This window comes from Lysinibacillus sp. NPDC097231 (genome assembly GCF_044761885.1).
Classification (GTDB): Bacteria; Bacillota; Bacilli; order Bacillales_A; family Planococcaceae; genus Lysinibacillus.
This window is the reverse complement of sequence record NZ_JBIWDH010000028.1, coordinates 1-25,802: the sequence shown is the minus strand read 5'-3', so window position 1 is coordinate 25,802 and position 25,802 is coordinate 1. Positions and strand designations below refer to the sequence as shown.

The window sequence follows — 25,802 nt, the reverse complement described above, 5'->3', positions numbered from 1 at the left end:
GCACGATAGCAATGAGGCTGAAAGCGAAGAACTCAACTCCATAAAAAAATGAGCGTTTAACCACATTGCACGATAGCAATGAGGCTGAAAACGAAGAACTCAACTCCATAAGAAAATGAGCGTTTAACCACGTTGCACGATAGCAATGAGGCTGAAAACGAAGATACCCGACTTCAGAAAATTGGGGAATAAAAAATCAATTTTCTATTATGGTGGAGGTAAAACAATTTATGAAAATAGTTAAAAAGATCTTAACACTTGTGTTTGTTTTAGCAGTGATGATTCCATATGCAACAATAAGTGCAAGCGCCAATAGCGGAAATAATGGCAATCAGTCTGATCCAATTGGTGAAAACCCAAAAACGGGAGTACCTTCCTACCCGTTGCATCAAGCCGATAAAGCACCTATTGACTGGTTAGATTACAGACAAGGCGAAACCTTTGATCTTAGTGATAAAAAGGGCGAAACTGACTTCGTTCAGGGCTACAAAGCGGACGGCGAAGGCATCTTCTGGCACTTTATCAACCCTGATAAACTCGGTGGTTACGCAAACATCAATTTCATTGACGAAAACGGCCAAATATTAGAATTTAAAAACGTAAAACCTTACAAAAGTAATCAGCACTTCGGTGTTGTTACCGATTATGGATGGAAACTTCTTAGTGCGGAATATTTCCCCCAAGAAGCTCCTAAAAAAGGCGCAACACAGTTCAATCTTAGCCACACTGCTGGTAAATTGCCTGAAGTACAGCCTGCTGTCGGTTCGTTGAAAGTAAATGTAGATGTAACCAAACAACATGAAAAAATTACGTATCAACCTGTATGGCAAAAAGAATATCAGCCAGTATGGCAAAAAAAATATCAGCCTTACTATGCGCCTGTATATGCAAAAGATGTATCCTCTGATGAAACTAAAACATTAGTAAGTTTGTCTGATAATGCATTTAATAATGGTCATACTTATGTTGCGGTAAATGTTGCTGCTGCGAGTGCTGAAGGCGGCATTTGGTATGATATTGCGGATTCAAGTCCTCAAAATAGACCAAGCGGATATAAATATAATGTAAAAATAGCTAATGATAAACTAACAATCTCCTTCGACGATAGACTCATAGCAGCGGATGTCGGCGCTTATGTCGTAAATAACCCTCAGGATTTCCCTGGGAATGCACCGAAACATTATGGCAACACAGTTACTGTTGATATGCCTGCTGGCCACGGTGACATAGTTTATCTGTATTTCCACAATCAAGACGGTATTAAATGGTTTACAACAGGTAAATATGAATTTAAGGAGTATAGATGGGTAAGAACTGACCTTGTAGATGATAATAAGGTACGTGATGACCTTGTAGCTGATTACTTTGTACGAAATGATACTGTTGGGAATGAATTTGTAAAAGATAAGTATGATGTCGGGTTCAAGTTGGTTGTTACCGACGAAAATGGCAATGTAGTTTACAATGGTGTCATCAACAACGGTGGCGAAATTTCTTTTGATAATCTTAAACCGGGCAAATATACTTGCGTTCTTAGCGGCGACGACTTTGACGATGCAACCGAAATTGTAACCGTTGTTGCGGATGGGAAAGCAAACGTGGACTTTAACTATATAGTTGTAACAGATAAGGACTATGTGGAAAAAGAATATCTTGAGAAAATTTATCTTGATGACATCTATCTTGATAAAATCTATCTTGAAGATATCTATCTTAAAGACATCTATCTTGGAGATGAATATGCCATCTATCTTAACTAAAACATCATAAACAGCAACCATAAATGAATTAGACATAGATATTACATTTAGCATCAGTTTGGGCATGAGTTCTTTTGTAACGGACTCATGCCTTTTCATGTTCCGTCATTTTTTAAAGCGTAGATTTGAAAAATAATGTCCCGAGAGAAAAGCAAGAATTAAATCTTATTTTAATCAAACATTTATTTTTTTCACAAAGGTTCCTATAATACAAACATATCAGTAAAATAGAGTAGGTTAGGGGGACTATATATTTTGAAAGATCAACGTTTTAAAATTGCGCATCGAGAGGCGCTTATTGGCATCGTACTTGTTATTGTCAACTTTGCTATTTGGTTCGGCTTTGCCTATGGACTAGGCTCTGGTGATCCGACAAGCTATACTTATGTACTTGGTTTCCCTGCATGGTTTTTCTACAGCTGTATCGCAGGGACAGGCTTTATGATTATTTTAATCTGGCTCGTTATGAAACTCTTTTTCAAAGAGGTCCCATTTGATGATGAGGAGGTGGATCAATAATGCACTGGCAAGTTATTTTTCCACTGCTAATATTTTTAGTCATCATCTTTGGTATTGGTGTCTGGTCGAATAAGCATATACGCTCATCCAATTCATTTTTACAAGAATATTTCCTGGGTGGTCGTGAAATGGGTGGGTTCCTTCTTGCGATGACCATGATTGCAACGTATGGTAGTGCAAGTAGCTTCATTGGTGGTCCAGGGGTTGCTTATACGAAAGGACTTGGCTGGGTATTATTGGCAATGGCGCAACTTCCTGCTGGCTACTTCGTACTGATGATACTAGGGAAGAAATTTGCCATTATCGCAAGACGTTATCAAGCTATTACATTAATTGATTTTTTACGAGAACGCTATAAAAGCCACGCCATTGTTTTTTTATCAGCCATAAGTATCATCATCTTTTTATTTTCTGCAATGATGGCACAATGGGTAGGTGGTGCGCGCCTCATCGAATCATTAACAGGTTTAAACTACACAACAGCACTCTTTATCTTTGCCATTTCTGTGTTAGTGTATGTTATTATCGGAGGCTTCCGAGCCGTGGCATTAACGGATACAGTGCAGGGCTCCATTATGGTCATTGGAACGATTGTTTTATTAATTGGAACAATTATCGCTGGCGGAGGAATCGATCAAATTATGGCTTCCCTTGTGGCAGAGAACCCGAATTTTGTGTCTCCATTTGGAGCACAAGGAGAATTAACGCCTTTATACGTTTCTACATTTTGGATTTTAATCGGGGTTGGCGTTGTGGGGCTCCCACAAATCGCAGTTCGTGCCATGAGCTATAAAGATTCAAGAAGTATGCATTTAGCGATTATCATTGGCACTATTGCCATCGGGACAATTATGTTTGGTATGCATTTAATTGGTGTCTTAGCACGTCCAGTGATACCAGGGATTGAAATTGGAGATAAAGTAATGCCACTTCTGACATTGAAGGTTTTGCCACCATTTTTAGCTGGTATTGTCTTAGCTGCACCAATGGCAGCGACAATGTCTACAGTTAACGCGCTTCTTATGCTCGTTAGCTCCACTGTTGTGAAAGATATTTATTTAAACTATATCAAGCCAACAGCTAATGAAACGGAAATTAAGCGTGCAAGCTTTATTGTCACAACAGTTATTGGCTTAGCAGTGATCATCTTTGCACTAAATCCACCAGACTTATTAGTATGGCTTAATCTATTTGCTTTTGGTGGCCTTGAGGCAGTCTTTATTTGGACTGTTGTATTAGGGCTCTATTGGAAAAAGGCCAATAAATATGGTGCCATTACGTCGATGATTTCGGGGATGACTTTATATATTGTTATTGATCGTTTTTATCCGTCCGTCTTTGGTATGCATACAGTAACCATTCCAATTGTTGCATCCTTTTTCATTTTTGTTATTGTGAGCTTAGTAACGAGTCATAAATTTAAAGAAGAAAAATTATTTATCTAACTAAGAAAACGCCGTAGAAATAGAATATCTACGGCGTTTCAATTGTAGATAATAAGAGATGGATAGAATCACCGAAATGATGGATAGAACTACTGAAGTGACGGAAAGAACTACTGAAACGACGGATAGAATTTGAAGTGATGGAAAGACCATCTAAATTGACGGAAAGAATTACTGAAACGACGGAAAGAACCTCTGAAGCGAAGGATAGAATTTGAAGTGACGGAAAGACCATCCAAAGTGACGGAAAGAACTACCGAAACGACGGATAGAATCACTGAAGCGACAGATAGCTTCTCCGAATTAAAGGAATTGGACGCCAAAGTTTGTCGACAAGCTAACAAGCCGTAGAGTTAAAAATCTACGGCGTTTTTAAATGTCCATTCATTAATGAACGATGTAATCATACGTATTTTTCGTTAACAACGTAATAGTAACGATGATAAACAAAACTCTAACAAAGCCGCTTCCTTTTTTAATCGCCACACGTGACCCTAGTAGGGCACCGCCAATTTGAGCTACCCCCATTAGTAAGCCATAGACATATTGAATGTGACCTAAGTAGGCGAACATCGAAAGAGCTGCAACATTGCTTGCTAAATTTAAAAATTTGGCATTTCCTGCTGCTTTTAAAAAATCAAAGCCGACTAACAAAAAGCTAAAGATTAAAAATGAACCAGTTCCAGGACCGAGAAACCCATCATAAAAGCCAATACTAAATATCAAAAACATGAACAAAATTAAACGGGAAGTCGATAAATTTTTGACAGCAGATACCGATCCCCAATCTTTTTTAAAGATTGTATAGATTGCAACCGCAGCAAGCATTATGAGCATGAGTGGTTTTAATAATTCAGGATTGATTAAATGCACAGTCCAAGCCCCAAAAAGTGATCCCACAAAGGCCAGTGGAAAGTATTTGAGAACAGAACGAATTTCTAGCTGGCCAGATCGATAAAAGGAGATGGTGGATGTTAAAGAGCCCATAGTACCTGCAAGCTTATTAGTCGCCACTGCTGCCGCTGGATTTAAACCAGCAAACATCAAAACAGGTAATCCAATTAAGCCACCCCCTCCAACAACTGCGTCTACAAAGGCAGCAAGAAACCCAAATGAAATTAATAATATTACTACATTTAAATCCAAATCAAATAGCATGTTTACACCTCTTTAGATAGTTACTACTGAAATAGTAACTAAAATTCGGAGCGCTGTAAAGACTAACTTTTTTCGTTGGTTATCTTCTTTACATTATTCTATAATAAAGGAAATGGAGGGATTGGATGGATACATTAATCGCCCAATTAAAAGAACTGGGATTTACTGAATATGAAGCTAAGGCCTATACAGCACTCGTTCAAAATAGTCATGTTAGTGCCTATCAAGTCAGTAAAAACTCTGGTATTCCACGCGCCAGAATCTATGACATATTGAATGTACTCGTTGAAAAAGGGTTAGTACTGAAAGAAGAAGCGGCTGATCAAACGACTTATTCTTCCATTCCAGTAGCGATGTTTTTACAACAAATTCAGCAACGTTGGCAATCAAATTTTACGTCAATCAGTGATCATTTAGAAAAATTAGAAACAAAAGAGCAGGAAACGGAACATAAAGTGTTAATGCTTAAAGGGAAAGAGACGATCGTCAATTATTGTCAGTCATTATTACAAAAAGCGGAGAAGAAAGTCATGCTATCCATGTGGGAAGATATGTATGATGTATTGCGAGAAGAGATCCAAGGGGTGGCCAAGCATGTTCCGGTACATGGCATTACATTGTATGTGGAGGAGCATCTAGCTTCTATAGACAGACACCGTGCCACCCACTATACGAGAAAAACTTCTACACCCCATTGGTTTATTTTATCGATAGATGGTCAAGAAATGATTTATGGTCATTCACCGTCTAATCAAGAAATAGCTTTTATCACCAATGATCCTGTCCATATTTATTTATTAGAGGATTATATTTGGCATGACGTCCTGATCAATCGATTAGTAAAGCGCGATGATCATGAGCTCGAGGACTGGATTGCAAAAGAACGGAAAGCTTTCTTTTTAGAATGACGGTATTCAAAAAAAGAATCTGCAAGGCTCTGTACAAGTAGGTTAACACCTATTTTACAGATAGCCAGCAGATTCTTATTTATTATGAAACAGGCACAGTATTCTTAATAAAATACTTTATCGACATTGTACTTGGAGCGGAAAACATTAATCGCATACGTTTCGTAAATTTCACGTTCCATTGCATCTTCTACTTCATACACTTCAATTTTGAAAATTTCATCACGATGATTTTTCATCGGTGACACATTGTCTTCAAAGTGTTTTTTAATGCGTTGACGAATTTTACGGGCTTTACCAACAAATAAAAGTTCGTTCTTTTCATTATAGAATAAGAAAATGCCGCCTTTTTCACGTGTGATTTTATGGAAATCAATAAAACCAAAGTACGGTGTGATTGGTACGTCACCTGGTTTTACATCTTGTTCGCGTTGGCGAATGACTACATCTGGTTTGGGAAATTCAATTTTAATCAAACTATTCACGTTCCTCTCTGTTACTAAAGGTATATGTTAACATAATTACAGCACGTTTACCATAAGATTTCATGAGGTAAACAAGGTTTGTTCCATAGATTAGTGTTGAACAAATGACAGAATGCCATGCATGGTAATGACAAAATATTCTATGTATTATTGATATTCTTAATTGTTCATGTTACAATTCTTTTTAATTAAATAATCTTATCAAGAGAAGCTGAGGGATTTGGCCCTACGACGCTTCAGCAACCTCTAACATTAGTTAGAAAGGTGCTAATTCCAGCAAAGGATTTTTCCTTTGAGAGATAAGAGTGAACGTGGTTAAAATCCTTCTCATTCTATCTCATATGGAATGAGGGGGATTTTTTAATTTACTTACTATTTATGATGGTGAGACTGATAATTCAGGAAAGCCTTATTGAACTTTGCACGAAGACACGTGCATTACCACTGAGACACTAAATGATCTTAAAGAGAGAACCAAAAGAGAGGGGAAAGCAAAATGCCAATTAATATTCCGAAAAACTTACCTGCTGGAGAACATTTACGTGAGGAAAAAATCTTCGTCATGGAAGAGGATAGAGCAAAAACTCAACAAATTCGTCCGTTAAATATATTAATTTTAAATTTAATGCCGGAAAAAGAAAAAACAGAGCTACAATTACTACGTTTACTAGGTAATACACCGTTACAAGTGAATATTACATTTCTAAATACAGCTACACACGAATCAAAAAATGTCAGTAAATCACATTTACAGCTATTTTACACGACCTTCAATCAAATTCGTCATCGCCGTTATGATGGTATGATTATTACGGGTGCACCAGTAGAAAAAATGGCCTTTGAAGAAGTGAACTATTGGCAGGAAATTTCAGAAATTATGGATTGGTCCAAGACAAACGTAACATCGGTCCTTCATATATGTTGGGGTGCACAAGCAGCATTATTTCATCATTATGGTATTGGAAAAATTGAGTTATCTGCTAAATGCTCGGGTGTTTATTCTCATGTCATCACGGATTTAACAGTAGATTTAGTACGTGGATTTAGTGATTTATTTACAGCACCACATTCACGTTATACATCTGTTTCTATTGAAGAAGTACGAAACCATCCAGATTTGCGTTTACTATCTTATTCTGAGGATGCTGGTGTTTTCATTGTGCAATCAAAGGATAATAAGAACATTATGATTACAGGCCATCTGGAATATGATGCGACAACATTAGCAGATGAATACAGCCGAGATGTTGCGAAAGGATTAGATATCGCAGTGCCTGTCAATTATTTCCCAAATGATGATCCAACAATAGAACCGATGAATACGTGGCGTGCCCACACACATTTATTATTCTCAAACTGGTTGAATTACTATGTTTACCAAGAAACACCATATGAATGGGATTTCGTTGACGAGATTGAATATCATATTTAATTCAGTTCAATAGCAAATAAAAAACGTCATTAAATTTCTTTCATAACCTCAACCATCTATATAGATGTACTTAAAACACTCTATGTAAGTGTTCTAACTATCCATTTCAAAATTGGACTAGTCTGCTCGCTTACATTGGGTGTTTTTTCTTTTGTAAGGAAAAAGTCAATGACTAAATGTATGCGTTGGAATGCAGGATGTGAAAAATAAGCAAGTGAAGTGATTTGCAAAAAGAATTAGAAATTTTTTGAGGCAGGATGAACAACAATCGGGCGCAATTCTTGAAGATGAATTGTGCCTTTTTCAGCACTAGGGCCATATTCATAAATAACCGATTAGGCTTTTTTACCAAAGATATTGGGAACAAATCTTAAGCTAACGATGCAGATTTAATAAATACTGATACATTTCAAATAAAATAAATATTTTTCTTTTCATTATGACCTTATCTTCGCCTTTTCAAATAGTGTATCTTATATTTTGGTAATTCGAGGGGTTAATTTTATTATATTTAAATAATTATTTTTGAGATAAAAAAACCAATTATAGAAATTATATGAATCTGAAAAAAGAAAAAAATTTGACTATTTTTTATTTAGGGTGTAAAACTAGCTTTAACTTTTACATGGAGGATGATGGCAGTGAAGTACCAAACAATGAATATTAATGGCAGTGAATTACATTTTGCAGATTACCCAGGTGAGAAAGGTACTATTTTAGCGGTACATGGATTGACTGGGAATCATCTGCAAATGCATTATTATGCGGAGCTATTAAAAGGTGAATATCGTTTTATCTCAGTGGATTTAAAAGGCCGTGGCAATAGTGGACCGGCTTCAGAAAATACTGGAATAGAGTTACATACTCAGGATATTTTAGCCTTGATTGATACATTGAATATTAATCAACCAATTTTAATGGGTTATTCAATGGGGGCGTTTATTATGGCGAATGTTGCTAGTAAACGCAGTGATGTCAAGGGGGTTATATTGCTTGATGGAGCTGCAACTTGTACAGATCACCAACGTCAAATCGTCGAGCCTTCACTTGGACGTATTAGTAAGCAGTACGAAACAGCTGAATCTTACATCCAAGAAATTAAAGGGATTTATGGACGTCTTGGAGTCGAGTGGACTGAACATTTAGCGAATGTAGGAAACTATGAGATTGCGAAAAAAGATGAGCATTGGGAAAATAAATCTAATGAAGAGGAAATACGTCAAGACTTCCAAAGTTTTTATGACTATAAACCTGAAAAAATCTTTAAAAATGTGGAATGCCCAATCCTTTTAATTCATTCAACTGGTGAAATTGGAGCTATGCCTGCATTATTTTTAGCTGAGTCTTATGCTGAAACACTAAAAAATGCCAAAAATATCTGGAAGTATACATCTAACAGTAATCATTACACATTGGTTTTCGAAGAAAGAAAAGATGTTAACCCAGTGATTCAACGTTTTTTAGAGAGATTATAAAAAAATAGTTGCAAATTTTATAATTTTGTGTAAATAATAAATTAACCAAAATTAAGTGCCTATCGAGCAGTCGTAGAAAAATGACCTTTTTTTACTTTCCCTGCTTGACTGTTGGCTACACTTTTTCTAACGTACGGTAAAACCCGTGCTTTAGGGGAGGTGTGGCCTTTTTTAATTCAATTTTATACAAAAAAGGGGAGTTTCTAAATGGTAACAGGCTTAGAGTATTTCAAAAAAGTTTATGATGTTGTACCAGGATGGGTGCAGAAAATGCACGACAATCATCCGGAAATGCTAGATCATTATACAGCGCTTCGAGGTGCAGCAATGGCACCGGGAGTACTGTCTGTGAAAGAAAAAGACATTCTGTTAGTCGGTATGAATGCGGCAAGATATTATGCACGTAGTATGGTGTACCACACGAAAGGAGCTATAGATGGTGGTGCCACACTAGAAGAATTAATTGAATACTTACTTGTAGCATTTAACTACGGTGGAGAAAAAGCGCTACAAATTGGCTTGCAGTCATTTGAATATGCCTTAGAGTTAATGAATACTGATGTTGATAAAATTTCACATGAAGCGTCAATATTCGATATTGTGAAGTACTACAGTACATTTGCTTCGACAGAGAAAAGTAAAGCATATTTTGAAAAATTACTTTCTCATTTGGTAGCAAAAGATGAAAACGCTTTAAAGACGGAGTTACTTAACGGTAATGTAGTGTCCACACAAATGAAATATATCCTTATGACAGGAATTTATACAACAGTTTTAAAAAATAAAGAAACAGATTATTGGGCTAAAAAGTCACGAGAAGTAGGTGTAGCGGAAGAGGAACTAGCAGAGCTTGGCTATATTTGCTTGCTAACAGCAGGTATTCCTGCTTGGTTTGAAATAAGTGACGCCCTGATTAAAAAATAACGGAGTGAGTATGATGAAAATTTATGATTCTGTAGAGCATGCATTATCATGCGTAGAAAGCGGACAAACAATTATGGTTGGTGGATTTGGTTTAGTTGGTGGTCCATTAACTTTAATTGATGCCCTTGTTGAACTAGACGTAAATAATTTAACGATTATTAGTAATAATCTGGGGGAAAAAGGAAAAGGCCTTGGGAAATTACTAGAACAAAAGAAAGTAAAAAAGGCGATTGGCTCTTATTTTACTGGAAACCGGGATGTAGGTGAGGCATTTCAACGCGGTGAAATTGAGATTGATTTATTGCCTCAAGGCACTTTAGCTGAATCCATTCGAGCAGGAGGTGCAGGGATTGGTGGTTATTATACAAAAACATCTGTAGGTACAGATTTAGCAAGGGGCAAAGAAACAAAGATCATAGATGGTGAGAAATATGTGTTTGAGAAGGCGCTGAAGGCGGATGTTGCTATTATTCGAGCATACAAGGCTGATACGCTCGGTAATTTAGTGTATTACAAAACAGCTCGTAACTTTAATCCTTTAATGGCGACAGCGGCCAAAACAGTAATTGTTGAGGTGGATGAGGTTGTAGAAGCAGGTGAATTGAAAAGTGATGAGATCATTACCCCGCATCTATTCATAGATCGAATTATTGTAGCGAAGAAGATTTTAACGAGGGAGGGCGTAATAGAGCATGGTTAATGCAATTCAAGAGCTAATAGCGAAAAGAGCTGCAAAAGAAGTACAAGATGGACAAATTATTAATTTAGGAATTGGTATTCCGACACTGGTAGCAAAGTATGTTGACAATGACAATGTCTACTTCCACACAGAAAATGGCATGCTCGGTGTGGTAGGGGTTGATGAAAAGGATATTGACCCAAATGTAGTAAACGCTGGGAAGATGCCAGTTGGAGAAGCCATTGGTTCATCCTTTTTCAATAGTGCAGAATCATTTAGCATGATACGAGGTGGCCATGTAGATGTGGCAATCTTAGGTGTGCTTCAAGTAGATGAGCATGCACGTATCGCAAACTGGGCAGTTCCAGGGAAAAATATTATCGGTGTTGGCGGTGCAATGGATTTATTAATTGGAGCAAAAAAGGTCATTGTCACAATGTCGCATACTTCAAAGGACGGAAGAAGCAAGATTTTAAAGGATTGTACATTCCCGATTACGTCAACAAGAAGTGTGGATACGATTATTACAGAGTTAGCCGTTTTCAATTACCTCGATGGACAATTATATTTAGTCGAATTAATGCCAGGAGCTACATTAGAACAAGTAGAGACAAGTACGGAAGCAAGTTTCGTTAATATGTTGAAATAGGAGGGAAAATCATGAGAGAAGTTGTTATTGTAGATGGTGTTCGTACTGCAATTGGTAAATTAAGTGGTTCATTAATGAATGAGACAGCAGATTTTCTTGGTGAGAAAGTTATCCGTGCGCTTCTAGAACGAACAAAGTTAGATTCAGGACTAGTTGATGAGGTGATTTTAGGACAAGCAAAACAAAGTGCGGATCAATCAAATGTTGCACGTCTATCCTCATTACGAGCAGGGTTACCGATTTCTGTGCCTGGTTATACGGTACATCGCCAATGTGGCTCAGGTCTACAGTCCATAAATAATGCAGCACAACAGATAGCACTTGGCTACAGCGAAATTATTATTGCTGGCGGGACAGAATCTATGAGTACAGCACCTTATTATTTGCGAAACGCTCGCTATGGATATGGTGTTGGAAATGCTTCTATTTTAGATCCGAATACAGAAAGTCAGCCAGGGTCTCAACCCTTTGAAGTATATGGTATTTCCACAATGGGGGAGACAGCGGAAAATTTAGCAGAGAGATATTCGATTGCACGTGAAGAGCAGGATGCTTTTGCACATCGAAGCCAAGAGCGTACAACATATGCAATACGGGAAGGGTACTTTGCCCAACAAATTGTACCTTATGAAGTGAAAAAACGAAAAGAAGTGGAGATTTTTAAAATAGATGAGCATCCATTTTTAACGAGTGAGGAGAGGTTAGGAACGTTAAAGCCTGTTTTCCGTAAAGGTGGTTCAGTCACAGCTGGGAATAGCAGTGGTCGTAATGACGGCGCATCTGCATTGTTGCTAATGTCGAAAGAAAAGGCAGAAGAACTTGGTTATAGACCAAAAGTAAAAATACTAGCACAAGCGGCAGCGGGGGTAGATCCATCAATTATGGGAATTGGCCCAGTACCCGCTACATTGAAAGCTTTAAAACAGGTAAATTTATCGATTGATGACATTGATGTAATCGAACTAAATGAAGCATTTGCAGCACAATCAATCGCAGTAATAAAGGAGCTTAATTTAGATATAAGTCGAGTAAATCCAAATGGTGGTGCTATTGCAATGGGGCACCCTATTGGCGCAACAGGTGCCATTTTAATGACAAAGCTTATCCACGAGCTAGAACGAACAGGAAAACGTTATGGTTTAGTGACATTATGCATAGCAGGGGGGCTTGGTATTACAACCGTCGTTGAAAATTGCCACGCATAACTATGCACTGAGTAGTTTGCTAAACTCGGTGCTAAAAAATTAATAATCCTTTTGGATTTTTTCTAAATAACGTTTTTGCGCAGATTTTAAAGCAACTGCCACTGAGCCACTTGAAGGCGCATAGTAGTGCTCATCAACACGTTTGATTAATTCATCAATGTTGGCTGTAAGATCAAAGCCAACTAGCATACGCTTAAAAAAATCTTGCGCAAGACCTGTGATAAATGTGAATTCTGCATCAATAATTTGATGGGTCTCTTTATCAATTTCTAACACAATGCCAGCATGTTTGTACATTTCGTACATGGATGTGCCTTGGGGTGCTTTTGCATAAGCGGTCACTAATATACTAGTTAATTTTTGCAAGGAAAAGACCTCCAAAATGTATAGATTGTGATTATATTTTATCATGTTTTATCGCTTTAGGGATACTTCCCAAAAATTTCTTAGTCGTAAACATCAAGGGGGATATAGTATGGAAAAGTTAACGAATTTTTTCACAGAAATAATGAAAAAGTATTTACCAGATCCATTTGTTTTTGCAATTGGACTTACATTATTGACATTTGTTTTAGCTCTAGTTGTTGAAGATGTTAGCTTTGTAGATTTAACTACAGCATGGGGTAGCGGTTTTTGGGATCTCTTAGCATTTACAACACAAATGGCTGTTATCCTTGCTATGGGCTACGTACTAGCAACAGCGCCCGTTACTGATAAATTTTTAAATAAAATTGCAAGTATGGTTCATACACCAAAAATGGCAGTAATTGTGGCGACGCTTGTCGGTGGTATTGGTAGTTATTTAAACTGGGGCTTTGGTTTAGTAGTTGGTGGAATTATAGCGAAAAAACTAGCTTTAAAGGTTGAAGGGGTCCACTATCCGTTAATTATTGCAGCAGCTTATTCTGGCTTTACTTTTTATGGTTTAGGTTTGTCGGCTTCTATTCCGATTTTGATTTCAACACCTGGTCACTTTTTAGAGGATGCAATGGGCTTGGTTTCACTTTCTGACACAATCTTTAGTGTACCAATGATTTTAACAACAGTTGTACTTTTAATCACATTGCCTTTATTTAATGCGATGTTACATCCAAAAAATCCAAGCAATATTGTTGAGATTGATCCGGCATTATATGCAGATCAACCAAAAGCGAAACTAAACTTATTAGAAGAAAATACATTAGCGAACAAATTGAACAATAGCCGTATTTTAGCCTATACAATTGGTGTGTTGGGGTTAGTTTATATTGTCATTTATTTCACAAATGGTAATTCGTTAAACTTAAATATTTTAAACTTCATTATTTTATTCTTAGGAATTATTTTATTAGGAACGCCTGCACGTTATGTTGAGCATTTAGCAGATGGTATTAAAACTATTTCAGGGATATTACTTCAATTCCCGTTCTATGCAGGTATTATGGCGATAATGGCTGCATCGGGATTAGTGGACACAATTGCCAAAATCTTTGTAGATTTATCCACTGAACATACACTACCGTTTTGGGGGTTAATAAGTTCCTTCTTTATTAATTTCTTTGCACCTTCTGCTGGTGGGCACTGGACTGTTCAAGGTCCATTTATGATTGAGGCAGCTAAGGAGTTAGGGGCATCTTTATCAGAAACATCAATGTCTGTTATGTTGGGGAATGCATGGAATGATTTAGTTCAGCCATTTTGGATTTTACCAGCGTTGGCCTTATCTCGCTTAAAGTTAAAAGATATTATGGGCTTCCTTGTTATGATTATGTTCTTTGTAGGCGTTATTTACATTATTGCAACTTTAGCCTGGTCATATATATTTTAATAGTTAGAAGTTCTAATTGGATTAAATACTAACAGTTCTAGTTTAGTCTAGGGGGAATATGAATGTCCAACATGTTTCAAGCACTATTAAAAAATGGCCAATTAGGTAGTGACTGAACTGAACCTTGAATAGTGGACACTTAAAAAAAAGTGCCTCTATTCGGGGTTTTTGTGTTTTTTAAACTGAAAATCTCATTATATTAAACTTTACAAATAAAGAACGAGGTAACATCATCAGTAAAATTATTTTTAATGAACATCAAAGAAAACAATTTGAGGCGAATCCCAAATGTGGTATCCGTTTCAAATCGTTCCATTCAATATCAACCAGCATTTAAAATCAATGTGGTCAAAGAAAATTTAGCTGTAAGGGGCCAGCACCAAGGCGGAATTAGAGCTTTTAAAAAAGCTAGACGAACTCGAGAGGCGGCGAGGAAAAATTCTAGCACTATAATCTATGCCCCCGCAGCCTTGATATAATAACATTCTGAGATGGTTGGTTCGACTCCCGCCGTCTCCACTCCAATCAACAAATGACGCCCACAATTTTTGATGATGAACCACTATGCTTTTAATTGTCTGGTAATTTCCCGTTCGTATCACTGTTTGGGGTATTGCCAGTATTGCTATTACTTTGACTCTGAGTAGAATTATCGCTATTGCTGTTGCTTGGACTCTGAGTAGAATTATCGCTATTGCTGTTGCTTTGATTCTGAGTAGAATTATCGCCATTGCTGTTGCTTTGATTCTGAGTAGAATTATCGCCATTGCTGTTACTTTGACTCTGAGTAGAATTATCGCTATTGCTGTTACTTTCACTCTGTGTGGCGTCCTCGTTATTGTTGCTGTTACCACTTTGAGAAGAATTTCCGTTATTACTACCACTTTCACTCTGTGTACTGCTATTACTTTGTGTAGTATTTCCTTGATTACCATTAATTTTACGAATCATGGCGACAAGTAATAAAACTAATGGTAATAAAATCATGAAAACGAAGGAAAACAAAGGCCATATTTCTCTATTGTATATATCTGAATGAATGATATTTGGATGAACAATTTGTGAAAGTCCAAGGATAATCATGCCGAGTGGAAAAATGAGCGGTCGATGATTTTTAATTTTAAATAATTGTGCAATAGCGATAACCGAAGCATAAAAATACATAAAAGTTCTAATATAAATTGATATAATCCACATGGCTGCCATAATAACTTCTATGCGCTGTAAAAAATTCCCGATTGAAATTCTTTGAGCTAATGAATAGCTAGGAAATGTCCTAGAAGCAGTATTCGCCGGACCTAGGACAAGAATAGACAGTGTGATCATTGTAATTAAGACAATCCCCCCAATAATTGTGCCAATGTAAAAACCTTTTTGTGCAGATTTATGAACGTTAACTGCGGAAGGGAAAATCGTCAATAATACAGCAAGAGGGAATGAAAAAAGACTTATAAATCGAATCATACTAAAGAATAAAGATTTTTTTGGTGTTTCCATTATTGGCTGTAAATTTTCAATATGGATGGCTGGTGTAATAAAAATTACAAAGAAAATAAAAATTAATATAAATATTGGAAATAGTATTTCTGCAGAACGGGCAAAAACTTCAATTCCTAGAAATGCAGCATAAATAATGATAATACTGAACAAAAATGCAAAGGCCATCGTAGGTGTTTCAGGCATAATTTCCGTTTTCATGAAAATTCCAATGAAATATAATAATTCACCGGCAGAAAGTAAGGATATTAGAATAAAGCCAATTATAGTAAATTTTCCGAAAAAACGACCTAATATCTTTTCATTAGCCTCTACAAATGTAAGGGTAGGTGTTCTATTTCCTAAAGTGACGAAAAGCTTTACTATGGGCAAACTTAAAACGACACCAATGATAGCTGCTATCCATGCATCTTGTTTTGCTTCGCTTGTTACACTAGCAGGTATAATTAAAATGGCTGTACCAATTGAAAAGAGAAGGGTAATAATCATAAATTGTCTTGAACTAATTATTTCTTTTTCCATCATGAATGATACCCCTTTTTACTTAACATAGAGTTGCCTTATTATTTTGTCAGGGAGACGATTAAATCTTTAATTGGAGAAAAAATAAAGGTAATCAAGTCTATTGGGCTCGGAATTTTGAGCTTTAAGGAAACCCCGATATTTAATGCAGCGCCGATCAATAAAAAAATCGAAAAAATAACAATCGTTTTCGTTTCTTTATTTTTTATTAATTTTGGAATGAAGGCAAAGGCTATTATAGCGGAAATTATTAGTATGAATATCGTCATAATCATGGCTATTCTCCTTTCAACTTATTCACCAATGAGTTTTCCGTCGTCCCTAATCCTTGTGTGTTTACATTTACTTCAACTTTAACTGGTAGCTCTTGAAATATGGTTGGCCAGTCTTTTTTTATTTTTTTCCACTCTTTATGATTTTTGCGGTGTAGTACTTCAGCAAATCCAAAAATATCGACCCGATAATTTCGCTGAACTGTACTGATTGTTTCTTCAATTCGTTTTTTAATAAGTTCTTCTGTTTTTTTATTTACGAAGTGAATCGATTTTTCTTTTGTAAGGTCTATATTACATGCAACTTCTCCGATATTTTGGTTAACATCTATAGAAACATTGATTTTGGGAGCTCCATTTTCAAATTTACCTTTTATTGTCGTCTTTGAGTGCGTAATCTCTGTTGATAACGTACCTCCTTTAGAGCAAGCAAGAATTTCAATTGTACTTTCTATTTTGTCCCTTAAAAAACCTAGGCTTCTACTCTCATCTTCTGTTAAAAGCCCAATGAGTTTATCTTCTTTAAAAACAGCTAAGCCCGTATACTTCAATAGCACAGGAGATTTCGATCTTTTAACATTTGTTTGATCCATTCCAACATTTTTATCCCCCTGTATTTCAATGGCAGATATGACTACACTTTTTTCATTGCTATATAAAGTATTGATTAATTCATCAATTTTAACGGATTGGGTTGTACCCCAAGTTTTCTCTGACGTCTTAAGAGATTTTAGCATTTTATTAGCTGGTACTTTTTCAATAGGTGTTAATACATTTAAAACTTCTTCGGCAGTCGCGTCATGAGCAACGATGACATCGAAATCATTTCTGAATTCATGATCTCTTGAAATTAAATCTAACGGCTCGCTAATTCCTTCTTTTGCTAATTCATTTCCGAGCACAACTACCTGGAGATGAGAAAAATAAAGTTTTCTAGCTGTTACTGTTGTCATTTTTCTAATGGCCTCAAAGACCGTTGTACCTGTTGACTGATAGGTAATAACGGGTGATCGTCCTGAAGTTGGCTGTTTTGAGGAGATTTCACTAGCGTCCACGACTTGAACAGTTATTTCAAAGTCATTATCTACTTTATCTATTCCTAATGCTACGACAATCGCTAATTCATTGAGTTCACGCTTACTCCAGCAACCACTTAAAAGTAAAGTAAGAATCGTCAGTAAACATATTGCCTTAAATTTTGCCATGGTGCATTCCTCGTTTACATATTCGTTGAATTCCTCTTTTTAGTATCCACATACTTATGTCCTCTGGCAGTATTTTTTTGACTAATTAAGCGCGGTCGAGTTAATAAAGCACTGCGTGGTAGCAATATTAACGCATCTTTTTGATCCTTTAAAATTAATGGACTGAATGGACTTAAATAGGGGACACCGAACGTTCTTAGGCTACATAAGTGTAGGATAATGATCATAAGTCCAAACATAACACCAAATAACCCAAAGATTGCAGCTATAACCATTAATGGGAAACGTAGAACACGGATTGTGTTGGATAAGCCATAAGCAGGGAATAGGAAGCTACAAATAGCTGTTAATGCCACAATAATAACCATTACAGCAGATACAACCCCTGCTTCGACGGCAGCCTGACCAATCACTAAAGTTCCAACAATGGATACTGCAGGTCCGATGGTTCTTGGCATACGAAGACCTGCTTCTCTCAAAATCTCAAAGGCAATTTCCATAATAAGTGCCTCTACAACAGCAGGGAAGGGGACTCCTTCTCGTTGAGATGCAATACTGATGAGCATTGGCGTTGGTAGCATTTCTTGATGAAATGTGGTGATTGCTACATAAAGTGATGGTGCTACTAAGGCAAGGCTAATTCCAAAAAATCTTAATAGGCGGATAAGAGAACTTATCAACCAATGCTGATAGAAATCTTCAGCAGATTGTAAAAAAGATGTAAATAGAGCTGGTACCATTAATACAAATGGGGTTCCGTCCACTAAAATAGCAATTTTACCGTCCAATAGCTCACCTGCAATAACATCAGGTCGTTCAGAATTATAGACAGTTGGGAATATCGTGAATTTAGAATCTTGAATAAAATCTTCGATATAACCACTTTCTAAAATGCCATCAATATTAATGCGATCTAAGCGCGCAAGAACCTCTGCGACTATTTTGTCATTCGCTATGCCGTTTAAATACATAACGGCTACATCCGTTCTCGTGACCTCGCCAATAATACGCGACTTTATCCAGAGATTCGGACTTTTAATTTTCCGTCGGATAAGGGCTGTGTTAGTACGTAACGTTTCTGTAAAGGATTCTCGCGGACCTCTGATGACGGATTCTGCTGATGGCTCAGCAACTGCCCGATCTTTTGCACTTTTAGTACTCGTCACGATGCCTGTTGTAAAGCCATCCAATAAGATGACTGTATCTCCATTTAAAATAGCACTGTACAGTGTTGTGAAATGGAAAATATCATTTACGTCGCCAACTGTTAAACAAGATTCTCTTAAATATTGATTAATCTTTTCTATTTCGTTGTCATGAGCCTCTGGGATATCAAGCATTAGTTTATCGATAACAGAAACGGAAATGGCCGTTTTATCGGATAAACCATCTATATAGATAATCGCGATCGCATGTTTTTCAGCTGTTTCAATGGTAATTTCTCGAATAATAAGGTCGTTACTATTTCCAAGTGTGCTTTTAATCACCTTCAAATTTTGAGAAAGAGAACCATATAGTAAGTCTTTGTTTGATTTTGATTGGGAGGTATCGGTAATTTTAGAAATGGACATTGTATTCCTCCTCGGGATGTACATTTACTACAAATAGAATGCACAACTTTTAGAAGAGATAAACCAAGGTTGGAATAGAATTCAAATAAATCTTTGGGAAATGAAAAGCAGTGCTCCCTTCGTCATAACGAAAGGAAACACTGCTTTATTTACGATATTCATACTTTAATTCTTCTATTGTCGCATCAACATCTACATGTAGGCTGTGATTATCAAAAAACCATAAGTCTTTCTCGTCAATGTAGTAGGTAACGTCATCAATCTCTGTCTTTATACCAATGTTGATTGGTTCCTCACGTGTCATTCCAAGAGAAAAGCCTTCATGAAATGGACTTGACCCACCATAGCGTGCATAAAAACGAATGAAATCACCGGATTCTACTTCCATTTCATCTTTAAACCATTGAAGGGCTTCATCTGTTAGTGCGATTTTCATTAGAATGCTCCTCTCTTTCTTACAGCCATTTCACCTTTGGCTCGGTACCATTTTTAATACGGGCAATATTTGCGCGGTGACGATACACGATAAAAGTAAATAAAAAGGCTACTAAAATGCCTAACGCAAAATCGCCTGTAACAAAATAATAAACGATAGAATAGATAAGTGCTACTAAAGCGGCAATTATAGAAGTTAAGCTGACAATTTTCGTTATTTTTAATGTTACAATAAAAGCAACAAATAGTAAGATAAATAGAGGCCATGAGTAACCTAAAAGCACTCCTGCTGATGTTGCTACTGCTTTACCTCCACGGAAGCTTGCAAAGATAGGGAACATATGACCAATTACGGCTACAAGTCCAAGAATCAATGGGTGAATAGATACTTCAGAAAATACAGGAAGTGATACGAGTAATACTGCTACTGTCCCTTTTAAGACATCCATAATTGTTACGACTATCCCAGCTTTCTTTCCTAAAATACGGAATGTATTCGTCGCTCCTAAATTACCACTACCATGTTCACGAATATCTGTTTTATAAAAAATTTTGCCTACCCATAAGCCAGAAGGTATAGAGCCGATGAGATAAGCACATAAAATAATAATAAGTCCATTTAGCATAGCTGGACTCCTTTCATTCATATACCATCACTTGGTACTACTAGTTTGTAACAAGTATTTTACACTTTTTCTCTATAATCTACAATGTCATGAAGGAGATTTCGCCGTGTACCTTGAATTCAATACAAAAGATAAATATTTTTCATGGATTTCTATTTGTCTATTGAATGTCGGTTAGGCTATTTGACACGAGTTATGCCACCACCTCGAAAGCCCTTTCTAAAAATATAGGTAAAAAGGCAATTTTGTCAATCACACATTCCTTTGGTAGAATAGAAGTCTATCTTTAATGTCATGGAAAAGCTAGTATAATCTTCAGAAAGACAGAATTTTTATTAATATACCTGTATATTTTGCAGAGCGAACTGAAAAGCTTCTGTATGAAGATATCAAAATCCTCAGGAGTTTGTGTTAATTTTGATGCAAGCTTGTAATCATGGGTTATTCAATTGTTGTTTTGTTTATGCAACTAAAGCTGATTACCTTGCGTCTAGGAAATAGCTCAGCACTTTGTGAATACTCAAGCACATAGATGAGTGATTACTGTAAAAATGATCAAACTGTGAAGCTAAAGAGGGAATTTTAAAAATTTATCGGGCCTGTCGCTAGCTATTGACAGGAAATGCTATTATTATTAGGAAGAGAATATAAATAGAACATGCGTTTGTTTTTTGGAGGGGAATTTTTTGGCGAATAAACAGTCACCAAGCGTCTATAATGATGACGCCATTCAAGTTTTAGAAGGATTAGAAGCGGTACGAAAACGACCCGGCATGTATATCGGATCTACAGATGGCCGTGGACTTCATCACCTAGTATATGAAATCGTCGATAATGCGGTGGATGAAGCACTGGCTGGCTTTGGTTCTCATATCATTGTCACTATTCACAAAGATCAAAGTATCAGCGTACGAGACTTCGGCCGAGGAATGCCAACAGGTATGCATAAGATGGGAAAACCAACTCCGGAAATTATCTTTACTGTCCTACATGCTGGTGGTAAATTCGGACAAGGTGGCTATAAAACGAGCGGTGGCTTACATGGTGTAGGTTCTTCGGTTGTTAATGCTTTATCGACATTTTTAGAAGTAACCATTCATCGTGACGGTAAAAAATATCGACAACGTTTTGAAAACGGTGGACATCCTGTGACGACACTTGAAGAAATTGGTCAAACTAAACAAACAGGAACGCTTGTTCACTTTTTACCAGATGATACCATCTTCTCTGTGACAAAATTCAATTATGATACATTAGCTGAACGTTTACGTGAGTCAGCATTTTTATTAAAAGGCTTAAAAATTGAGTTAATCGATGAACGCGAGGAAGGCAAAGGTGATGTTTTCTTTTACGAGAACGGCATTGAAGCTTTCGTTGCTTATTTGAATGAGGAGAAAGATGTACTCCATCCTGTAAAGTATGTGGAAGGGATTCAAGACGAGATTGAAGTAGAATTTGCCTTCCAGTATAATGACGGCTATTCAGAAACAATCCTATCATTTGTTAACAATGTACGTACACGTGACGGAGGGACACATGAAACAGGTGCCAAATCTGCGTTAACGCGTGTTTTTAATGAATATGCACGTAAAATCGGTTTGTTAAAAGATAAAGATAAAAATCTTGAAGGTACAGATATCCGGGAAGGATTAGCGGCAATTGTTTCTGTCCGTATTCCAGAGCATTTACTGCAATTCGAAGGTCAAACAAAGGGTAAGCTAGGGACGAGTGAGGCACGTTCGGCAGTGGATAGTGTTGTCTCAGAGCAAATTTTGTATGTGCTTGAAGAAAATGCTGAGCTGTCTTCATCCCTTGTGCGAAAAGCGATTCGTGCGCAGCAAGTACGTGAAGCGGCACGTAAAGCACGTGAAGATGCACGAAATGGGAAGAAAAACAAAAAAGGTAGTACTATTCTTTCTGGAAAATTAACACCTGCACAATCTCGCAATGCTGCGAAAAATGAGTTATACCTAGTCGAAGGTGATTCTGCAGGAGGCTCTGCTAAACAAGGGCGAGATCGTACGTTCCAAGCGATTTTACCTTTACGTGGTAAAGTCATTAATACAGAAAAGGCTAAGCTTCAGGACATTATGAAGAACGAGGAGATTTCAACGATTATTCATGCCATAGGTGCAGGCGTTGGAACAGATTTCTCTGTCGAAGATTCAGCCTACGATAAAGTCGTTATTATGACCGATGCTGATACAGATGGCGCTCATATACAGGTGCTGCTATTGACGTTCTTCTATCGTTATATGCGACCTTTAATTGAAGAAGGAAAGGTATTTATCGCCTTACCACCACTTTATAAAGTATCAAAAGGCACTGGTAAAAAAGAAGTGATTGAATATGCTTGGACTGAAAGTGATTTGCAAAAAGCCATTAATAAAGTTGGAAAGGGTTACATATTACAGCGCTATAAAGGTCTTGGTGAGATGAATGCCGACCAGCTGTGGGATACGACGATGAACCCTGAAACGCGTACATTGATTCGCGTAACGATTGAGGATGGTGCACGCGCTGAGAGACGTGTAACAACGTTAATGGGCGATAAAGTTGAACCACGCCGTAAATGGATCGAAGCCAATGTAAACTTCGGTATGGAGGATGATTCAAATATTTTAGACAATGAATTCATCCAACAAGAGGAGGACCAAGCATGAGTAGTACGGAAAAATTTCAAGATTTACCTTTAGAAGAAGTAATGGGTGACCGTTTTGGTCGCTATAGTAAATATATTATTCAAGACCGCGCGTTGCCAGATGCACGCGACGGTCTTAAGCCTGTACAACGTCGTATTTTATATGCGATGTATACAGAAGGTAATACAAACGATAAACCATTCCGTAAATCCGCAAAAACAGTCGGTAATGTTATCGGTAATTATCATCCACACGGCGATAGCTCTGTGTATGAAGCGATGGTCCGTATGAGTCAGGATTGGAAAGCACGCCATATGCTGATCGAAATGCATGGTAATAATGGTTCTGTAGATGGTGATCCACCGGCAGCGATGCGTTATACAGAAGCAAGACTTTCGGCCATTGCAGCAGAAATGCTACGTGATATTGGCAAAAAGACAGTAGAATTTGTACCAAACTTTGATGATCAGGATATGGAGCCAACTGTGTTACCTGCCCGTTTCCCAAATTTACTTGTAAACGGCTCGACAGGTATCTCAGCCGGCTATGCCACAGACATCCCACCTCATGCATTGGATGAGGTGCTAGACGGTGTTCTTATGCGTTTAGATAACCCACATGCCACTGTTGATGAATTGATGACCGTCATTAAAGGGCCAGATTTTCCAACGGGTGGTATTATTCAGGGTGTCGATGGCATCAAGAAAGCATATGAGACAGGACGCGGCAAAATCATCGTGCGTGCTCAGGCAATCGTTGAGCCGATAAAAGGCGGAAAAGAACAAATCGTGATTACGGAGTTACCATATGATGTCAATAAAGCAAACCTTGTGAAGAAAATTGATGAGCAACGTGTAGATAAACGTCTTGAAGGTATTGCGGAAATTCGTGATGAATCGGATCGTACGGGCTTACGCGTTGTCATTGAATTGAAAAAAGATGTTCCTGGACAAGGGATTTTACAATACTTATTCAAAACAACTGATTTACAAGTAGCTTATAATTTTAATATGATTGCGATCCATAATCGTCGTCCGACTATGATGACATTACCATTGTTACTGGATTCTTATATTGCCCATCAAAAGGAAGTTGTGACGAACCGCTCCATTTATGATTTACAAAAAGCAAAAGATCGTTCGCATATTGTGGATGGCTTAATAAAAGCGCTATCTATTTTAGATGAAGTGATTGCAACGATCCGTTCTTCTAATGATAAACGAGATGCGAAAACAAATTTACAGGTTAAGTTTGATTTTACTGAGGTGCAATCAGAGGCAATCGTTAGCTTGCAATTATACCGTTTAACGAATACCGATATTACAGAGCTACGCAGTGAACAGGAAGAACTAAGTAAACTGATTGCTAAGCTTGAAGGTATTCTGAACAGTGAAGCAAAGCTTATACGTGTCATTAAACAAGAATTGCTGGATATTAAAAAGCGCTTTGCAGAACCACGACGTTCGAGAATTGAACAGGAAATTGAAGAAATCAAAATTACATTAGATGTACTTGTGCCAAGTGAAGAAGTCGTTGTGACGGTCACAAAGGATGGCTATATTAAACGTACATCTACACGTTCACATGCAGCCTCGAATGGCCAGGATTTTGCGATGAAGGATTCCGATTATTTGTTATATGAAGAAACTTTAAATACGCAGCATCATTTGCTGTTGTTTACGAATCGAGGCAATTATATTTATCAGCCTGTCCATGAGCTCCCAGATATTCGATGGAAGGATCTTGGTCAGCATATTTCTAGTATTGTGCCGACTGGAGAAGATGAATCTATTATTGCTGTGTATGGTTTTGAAACATTCGAGCAGGCCAATACGTATATCTTAACAGCTACCAAAGAGGGGCAAATTAAACGATCACCTCTGGCCGATTATGCGGTTACGCGTTATTCGAAGCCAATTAAAACGATGAATGTTAAAGCTGGCGATGAAATGATTTTTGCAGATATTGTGACAGATGAGGCAGAGCTGCTATTAACGACAGATACTGCCTATGCGATTCGCTTCCCGATGGAGGAGTTACCAGTAACTGGTGTAAAAACAGGTGGTGTTAAAGGGATTACGTTGAAAGACGGAGAAGCCTTAGTTGGAATCAATATTTTACAGCCAAATGATACTGAATATGTTGTGATTGTGACACAGCGCGGTGCAGTGAAAAAAATGAATGTAGCCGAAGTTGAGATGGCAAGTCGTGCGAAACGCGGCTTAAAAGTGTTAACAGAGTTAAAAGCGAATCCACATCGTATTGTGGCTGTAGTCAAGGCTACTGATGAGGAACAGCTAATGATCGAAACGGAAAAAGGTGTGCAAGAGCTCATTGATGTACAAGCATTAACGCGGGCAGACCGTCATTCAAACGGCTCCTTTAAAGTGGATATTGCAACAGACGGAGCTATTTCACATGTATTAACAGCCAAAAAAGAAGAGAAACAAAACTAGTTTTCTAGCCCATGCTCCTTTTGAGAGCAGGGCTTTTTTTATGTGCGCCCGGCATGCGTATGAACTATAGGGTGCAAGTCCCGAACCCCGAAGACAGAAGTAGAGGTTAGCCAAGAGCAAGGGTGTCCGT

At 37.4% G+C, this 25,802-nt stretch carries 22 protein-coding genes and 1 riboswitch; of the genes, 14 read left to right on the top strand and 8 right to left on the bottom strand.

Annotated features, from left to right (window positions below):
• Window positions 1-230: 230 nt before the first annotated feature.
• From ACIQXF_RS16165 to ACIQXF_RS16150, 4 genes are all read left to right on the top strand, one after another.
• Window positions 231-1,760: a hypothetical protein gene (locus ACIQXF_RS16165; protein ID WP_402784537.1), complete on the top strand. Its 1,530-nt coding sequence runs from the start codon at window positions 231-233 to the stop codon at window positions 1,758-1,760.
• A 255-nt stretch (window positions 1,761-2,015) separates the two neighbouring features.
• Window positions 2,016-2,279 (top strand): YhdT family protein, encoded by a 264-nt coding sequence (locus ACIQXF_RS16160; RefSeq protein ID WP_402784534.1) that lies wholly within the window; start codon window positions 2,016-2,018, stop codon window positions 2,277-2,279.
• Window positions 2,279-3,724, top strand: a complete 1,446-nt coding sequence (panF, locus tag ACIQXF_RS16155) for a sodium/pantothenate symporter (protein ID WP_402784532.1) — start codon at window positions 2,279-2,281, stop codon at window positions 3,722-3,724. The genes ACIQXF_RS16160 and panF overlap by 1 nt, the downstream gene beginning before the upstream one ends.
• A gap of 219 nt (window positions 3,725-3,943) precedes the next feature.
• Window positions 3,944-4,075 (top strand): hypothetical protein, encoded by a 132-nt coding sequence (locus ACIQXF_RS16150; RefSeq protein WP_402784529.1) that lies wholly within the window; start codon window positions 3,944-3,946, stop codon window positions 4,073-4,075.
• Window positions 4,076-4,111: 36 nt separating this feature from the next.
• On the opposite strand, the gene ACIQXF_RS16145 is transcribed toward ACIQXF_RS16150, so the two are convergent.
• Entirely contained in the window at window positions 4,112-4,882 is a 771-nt protein-coding gene (locus ACIQXF_RS16145) for a sulfite exporter TauE/SafE family protein (RefSeq protein WP_402784526.1), read from the bottom strand.
• Between the two features lie 125 nt (window positions 4,883-5,007).
• On the opposite strand from ACIQXF_RS16145, the gene ACIQXF_RS16140 reads away from it, so the two are divergent.
• A complete protein-coding gene (locus tag ACIQXF_RS16140) occupies window positions 5,008-5,790 on the top strand; it encodes a TrmB family transcriptional regulator (protein WP_402784523.1) in 783 nt (260 codons plus the stop codon).
• A 104-nt stretch (window positions 5,791-5,894) separates the two neighbouring features.
• Here the strand turns inward: ACIQXF_RS16140 and ACIQXF_RS16135 are convergent, their stop codons facing one another.
• Window positions 5,895-6,266: a nucleotide excision repair endonuclease gene (locus tag ACIQXF_RS16135; protein ID WP_402784520.1), complete on the bottom strand. Its 372-nt coding sequence runs from the start codon at window positions 6,264-6,266 to the stop codon at window positions 5,895-5,897.
• A 204-nt stretch (window positions 6,267-6,470) separates the two neighbouring features.
• Window positions 6,471-6,581: riboswitch (SAM riboswitch) on the top strand.
• Window positions 6,582-6,771: 190 nt separating this feature from the next.
• On the opposite strand from ACIQXF_RS16135, the gene metA reads away from it, so the two are divergent.
• From metA to ACIQXF_RS16105, 6 genes are all read left to right on the top strand, one after another.
• Window positions 6,772-7,707, top strand: a complete 936-nt coding sequence (metA, locus tag ACIQXF_RS16130) for a homoserine O-acetyltransferase MetA (protein WP_402784517.1) — start codon at window positions 6,772-6,774, stop codon at window positions 7,705-7,707.
• Window positions 7,708-8,342: 635 nt separating this feature from the next.
• Window positions 8,343-9,182, top strand: coding sequence for an alpha/beta fold hydrolase (locus ACIQXF_RS16125; protein ID WP_402784625.1), 840 nt, complete (start codon window positions 8,343-8,345; stop codon window positions 9,180-9,182).
• 207 nt (window positions 9,183-9,389) lie between these two features.
• Window positions 9,390-10,106 (top strand): carboxymuconolactone decarboxylase family protein, encoded by a 717-nt coding sequence (locus ACIQXF_RS16120; RefSeq protein WP_402784514.1) that lies wholly within the window; start codon window positions 9,390-9,392, stop codon window positions 10,104-10,106.
• Window positions 10,107-10,116: 10 nt separating this feature from the next.
• The gene (locus ACIQXF_RS16115; RefSeq protein ID WP_323653824.1) at window positions 10,117-10,806 is read left to right on the top strand and encodes a CoA transferase subunit A; all 690 of its coding nucleotides are present in this window, start codon (window positions 10,117-10,119) and stop codon (window positions 10,804-10,806) included.
• The gene (locus ACIQXF_RS16110; protein ID WP_402784509.1) at window positions 10,799-11,434 is read left to right on the top strand and encodes a 3-oxoacid CoA-transferase subunit B; all 636 of its coding nucleotides are present in this window, start codon (window positions 10,799-10,801) and stop codon (window positions 11,432-11,434) included. The genes ACIQXF_RS16115 and ACIQXF_RS16110 overlap by 8 nt, the downstream gene beginning before the upstream one ends.
• Window positions 11,435-11,445: 11 nt before the next feature.
• Window positions 11,446-12,639: a thiolase family protein gene (locus ACIQXF_RS16105; protein ID WP_402784506.1), complete on the top strand. Its 1,194-nt coding sequence runs from the start codon at window positions 11,446-11,448 to the stop codon at window positions 12,637-12,639.
• A 39-nt stretch (window positions 12,640-12,678) separates the two neighbouring features.
• Here the strand turns inward: ACIQXF_RS16105 and ACIQXF_RS16100 are convergent, their stop codons facing one another.
• The gene (locus tag ACIQXF_RS16100; RefSeq protein WP_402784503.1) at window positions 12,679-13,005 is read right to left on the bottom strand and encodes a DUF3870 domain-containing protein; all 327 of its coding nucleotides are present in this window, start codon (window positions 13,003-13,005) and stop codon (window positions 12,679-12,681) included.
• 109 nt (window positions 13,006-13,114) lie between these two features.
• Between ACIQXF_RS16100 and ACIQXF_RS16095 the strand changes: the two genes are divergently transcribed.
• Window positions 13,115-14,446 (top strand): short-chain fatty acid transporter, encoded by a 1,332-nt coding sequence (locus ACIQXF_RS16095; protein WP_402784500.1) that lies wholly within the window; start codon window positions 13,115-13,117, stop codon window positions 14,444-14,446.
• 570 nt (window positions 14,447-15,016) lie between these two features.
• On the opposite strand, the gene ACIQXF_RS16090 is transcribed toward ACIQXF_RS16095, so the two are convergent.
• The 5 genes from ACIQXF_RS16090 to plsY form a co-directional block, all read right to left on the bottom strand.
• Window positions 15,017-16,468: a GerAB/ArcD/ProY family transporter gene (locus ACIQXF_RS16090; RefSeq protein ID WP_402784497.1), complete on the bottom strand. Its 1,452-nt coding sequence runs from the start codon at window positions 16,466-16,468 to the stop codon at window positions 15,017-15,019.
• A gap of 274 nt (window positions 16,469-16,742) precedes the next feature.
• A complete protein-coding gene (locus ACIQXF_RS16085; protein ID WP_402784494.1) occupies window positions 16,743-17,942 on the bottom strand; it encodes a Ger(x)C family spore germination protein in 1,200 nt (399 codons plus the stop codon).
• Window positions 17,943-17,956: 14 nt separating this feature from the next.
• Complete coding sequence (locus ACIQXF_RS16080) at window positions 17,957-19,513, bottom strand: spore germination protein (RefSeq protein WP_402784491.1); 1,557 nt, start codon at window positions 19,511-19,513, stop codon at window positions 17,957-17,959.
• Between the two features lie 145 nt (window positions 19,514-19,658).
• Complete coding sequence (locus ACIQXF_RS16075; protein WP_402784488.1) at window positions 19,659-19,949, bottom strand: HesB/YadR/YfhF family protein; 291 nt, start codon at window positions 19,947-19,949, stop codon at window positions 19,659-19,661.
• Window positions 19,950-19,968: 19 nt separating this feature from the next.
• The gene (gene plsY / locus ACIQXF_RS16070; protein ID WP_402784485.1) at window positions 19,969-20,574 is read right to left on the bottom strand and encodes a glycerol-3-phosphate 1-O-acyltransferase PlsY; all 606 of its coding nucleotides are present in this window, start codon (window positions 20,572-20,574) and stop codon (window positions 19,969-19,971) included.
• 686 nt (window positions 20,575-21,260) lie between these two features.
• On the opposite strand from plsY, the gene parE reads away from it, so the two are divergent.
• Window positions 21,261-23,237, top strand: a complete 1,977-nt coding sequence (gene parE / locus ACIQXF_RS16065; RefSeq protein WP_402784482.1) for a DNA topoisomerase IV subunit B — start codon at window positions 21,261-21,263, stop codon at window positions 23,235-23,237.
• The gene (parC, locus tag ACIQXF_RS16060) at window positions 23,234-25,672 is read left to right on the top strand and encodes a DNA topoisomerase IV subunit A (protein WP_402784479.1); all 2,439 of its coding nucleotides are present in this window, start codon (window positions 23,234-23,236) and stop codon (window positions 25,670-25,672) included. Before parE ends, parC begins: the two co-directional genes overlap by 4 nt.
• Window positions 25,673-25,802: the final 130 nt, after the last annotated feature.

Bases quoted from the DNA above. Each gene is read 5' to 3' on its own strand.
- ACIQXF_RS16105 (WP_402784506.1), top strand. From the start codon at position 11,446: ATGAGAGAAGTTGTTATTGTAGATGGTGTTCGTACTGCAATTGGTAAA.
- ACIQXF_RS16165 (WP_402784537.1), top strand. From the start codon at position 231: ATGAAAATAGTTAAAAAGATCTTAACACTTGTGTTTGTTTTAGCAGTG.
- ACIQXF_RS16145 (WP_402784526.1), bottom strand. From the start codon at position 4,882: ATGCTATTTGATTTGGATTTAAATGTAGTAATATTATTAATTTCATTT.
- panF (WP_402784532.1), top strand. From the start codon at position 2,279: ATGCACTGGCAAGTTATTTTTCCACTGCTAATATTTTTAGTCATCATC.
- ACIQXF_RS16140 (WP_402784523.1), top strand. From the start codon at position 5,008: ATGGATACATTAATCGCCCAATTAAAAGAACTGGGATTTACTGAATAT.
- ACIQXF_RS16120 (WP_402784514.1), top strand. From the start codon at position 9,390: ATGGTAACAGGCTTAGAGTATTTCAAAAAAGTTTATGATGTTGTACCA.
- ACIQXF_RS16115 (WP_323653824.1), top strand. From the start codon at position 10,117: ATGATGAAAATTTATGATTCTGTAGAGCATGCATTATCATGCGTAGAA.
- ACIQXF_RS16095 (WP_402784500.1), top strand. From the start codon at position 13,115: ATGGAAAAGTTAACGAATTTTTTCACAGAAATAATGAAAAAGTATTTA.
- ACIQXF_RS16080 (WP_402784491.1), bottom strand. From the start codon at position 19,513: ATGTCCATTTCTAAAATTACCGATACCTCCCAATCAAAATCAAACAAA.
- plsY (WP_402784485.1), bottom strand. From the start codon at position 20,574: ATGCTAAATGGACTTATTATTATTTTATGTGCTTATCTCATCGGCTCT.
- metA (WP_402784517.1), top strand. From the start codon at position 6,772: ATGCCAATTAATATTCCGAAAAACTTACCTGCTGGAGAACATTTACGT.
- ACIQXF_RS16085 (WP_402784494.1), bottom strand. From the start codon at position 17,942: ATGGCAAAATTTAAGGCAATATGTTTACTGACGATTCTTACTTTACTT.
- ACIQXF_RS16110 (WP_402784509.1), top strand. From the start codon at position 10,799: ATGGTTAATGCAATTCAAGAGCTAATAGCGAAAAGAGCTGCAAAAGAA.
- parC (WP_402784479.1), top strand. From the start codon at position 23,234: ATGAGTAGTACGGAAAAATTTCAAGATTTACCTTTAGAAGAAGTAATG.
- ACIQXF_RS16125 (WP_402784625.1), top strand. From the start codon at position 8,343: ATGGCAGTGAAGTACCAAACAATGAATATTAATGGCAGTGAATTACAT.
- ACIQXF_RS16090 (WP_402784497.1), bottom strand. From the start codon at position 16,468: ATGATGGAAAAAGAAATAATTAGTTCAAGACAATTTATGATTATTACC.
- ACIQXF_RS16075 (WP_402784488.1), bottom strand. From the start codon at position 19,949: ATGAAAATCGCACTAACAGATGAAGCCCTTCAATGGTTTAAAGATGAA.